At 73.8% G+C, this 2,474-nt stretch carries 1 protein-coding gene; it reads left to right on the forward strand.

The window, feature by feature from the left end; translation table 11 throughout:
• On the forward strand, positions 1-2,474 hold a 2,474-nt coding region (locus ACIQVZ_RS42365), incomplete at both ends, for a condensation domain-containing protein (protein WP_402458514.1).

Consider the following 2,474-nt stretch of genomic DNA (forward strand, 5'->3'; position numbering starts at 1 on the left):
ATCGAGGACGCGATCGCGGCGCACGAGGAGGTGGCGCAGGCGGCGGTGGTGGTCCGTGAGGACACCCCGGGCGTCAAGCGCCTCGCCGCCTACCTCGTCCCCGCCGGCACCGGCCTCGACGTCGCCGGGGTGCGCAACGCCCTCGCCCGGCGCCTGCCCGAGTACATGGTCCCGTCGGCGTTCGTCGTGCTGGACGCGCTGCCGCTGACCGTCAACGGCAAGCTCGACCGCAAGGCCCTGCCCGTCCCCGACACCGCCTCGGCCGGCCGCGCCCCGCGCGACGCCCGCGAGGAGATCCTCTGCGGCGCGTTCGCCGAGGTGCTCGGCCTGGCCGAGGTCGGGCCCGAGGACCACTTCTTCGACCTCGGCGGGCACTCGCTGCTCGCCACCCGCCTGGTCACCCGCGTCCGCACCCTGCTCGGCAGCCCGCTGACGGTCCGCGACCTCTTCGAGGCGCCGACCCCGGCGGGCCTGGCCCACCGCGCGGGCGGCGACGGCGAGCGGCGCCCGGCGCTCGGCCGCCGCGAGCGGACCGCCGACCTGCCGCTCTCGCACGCCCAGCGCCGGATGTGGTTCCTGCAGAACCTCGACGACTCCGGTGCCGCCTACAACGTGCCGCTGGTCGTCCGCGTCACCGGCGCGCTCGACGTCGACGCCCTGCGCGCCGCCGTCCGTGCGGTGACCGGACGCCACGAGAGCCTGCGCACCGTCTTCACCGAGCGCGACGGATCCGTCTTCCAGCAGGTCCAGGACGCCCCGGCGCTGGCCGACGCCGTCCACGTGGTCCGCTCCGGCGAGCGGACCCTGGCCGCGGACGTCGAGGCCGCCGTCCGGTACGGCTTCGACCTCTCGGCCGAGGCGCCGCTGCGCGTCACCCTGCTGGAGGTCGGTCCCGAGGACCACGCCGTCGTCCTGCTCTTCCACCACATCGCCGGCGACGAGTGGTCGATGCTGCCCTTCATCGAGGACCTGACGGCCGCCTACACCGCGCACGCCGCCGGCACCGCCCCGACCTGGTCGCCGCTGCCCGTCCAGTACGCCGACTACACGCTGTGGCAGCAGGAACTGCTCGGCGCCGACGACGACCCGCAGAGCCTGCACTCCCGCCAGGCGGCCTACTGGAAGCAGGCCCTGGCCGGCCTGCCCGAGGAACTGCCGCTGCCGACCGACCACCCGCGCACGCCGGTGGCCGGCTACCGCGGTGACACCGTGTACGCCCAGGTGCCGCCGGCCGTCTACCGGGGGCTGCGCGAGGCCGCCCGGGCCACCGGCACCACGACCTTCATGGTGCTCCAGGCCGCCGTGGCGACCCTGCTGCACCGCCTCGGCGCCGGGAACGACATCCCGCTCGGCGCCCCGGTGGCCGGCCGCTCCGACGCCGGACTGGACGACCTGGTCGGTTTCTTCGTCAACACCCTGGTGCTGCGCAACGACCTGTCCGGCGACCCGACCTTCGCGGACCTGCTGGCCCGCACCCGGGACGCCGACCTGGCCGCCTTCGCCCACCAGGACCTGCCCTTCGACCGGCTCGTCGAGGCCGTCAACCCGCCGCGCGTGCCCGGGCGCCACCCGCTCTTCCAGGTGATGCTCGGCTACCAGCACAACGACGGGCAGGCGGGCCGGCTGCTCGGCCTGGAGAGCCGCATCCTGCCCTTCGAGCTGGGCGCCGCGAAGTTCGAACTCGACTTCAACTTCGAGGAGACCTCCTCCGCCGAGGAGATCGACATCGCCTTCGAGTACGCCGCCGACCTCTACGAGCGGGCCACCGCCGAGGCGCTGGTCGAGCGACTGCTCGCCGTGCTGGAGCAGGTCGCCACCGACCCGGGCCGCCGCATCGGCAGCCTCGACGTGTTGACGTCGGGTGAGCGCGGGTTGTTGGGGGAGTGGGCGGCGACGGGTCGTGAGCTGCCGGAGGCGTCGGTGGCGGATCTGCTGGCGGAGCGTGCGGTGCTGGTGCCGGATGACGTGGCGCTGGTGCAGGGCGACGTGTCGTGGACGTACGCGGAGTTGGACGCGCGGGTGAACCGGTTGGCGCGGTTGTTCGTGGCGCGGGGTGCCGGTCCGGAGACGGTGGTGGCGCTGGGTCTGCCGCGTTCGCTGGACATGGTGGCGTCGTTGTTCGCGGTGCTGCGTACGGGTGCGGCGTACCTGCCGTTGGAGTTGGACTACCCGGTGGACCGGCTGGCGTTCATGGTCGAGGACACCGCCCCGGTCTGCCTGGTGACCAGTGCCACCGCCGAGGCCCGGATGCCCGAGGCGCCCGGAGTCGCGCGGATCCTGCTGGACTCCCCGGAGATCGCCGCCGAGCTCGCGGCCCTGCCCGCTGCCTCGCTCGGCCGCACCGCCGATCTGGACGCGGCGGCGTACGTGATCTTCACCTCGGGGTCGACGGGTCGCCCGAAGGGTGTGGTGACGCCGTACCGGGGTCTGACGAACATGCAGTTGAACCACCGGCAGGAGATCTTCGATCCGGT

It is taken from the genome of Kitasatospora sp. NPDC098663 (genome assembly GCF_044760075.1).
Taxonomy (GTDB): domain Bacteria; phylum Actinomycetota; class Actinomycetes; order Streptomycetales; family Streptomycetaceae; genus Kitasatospora.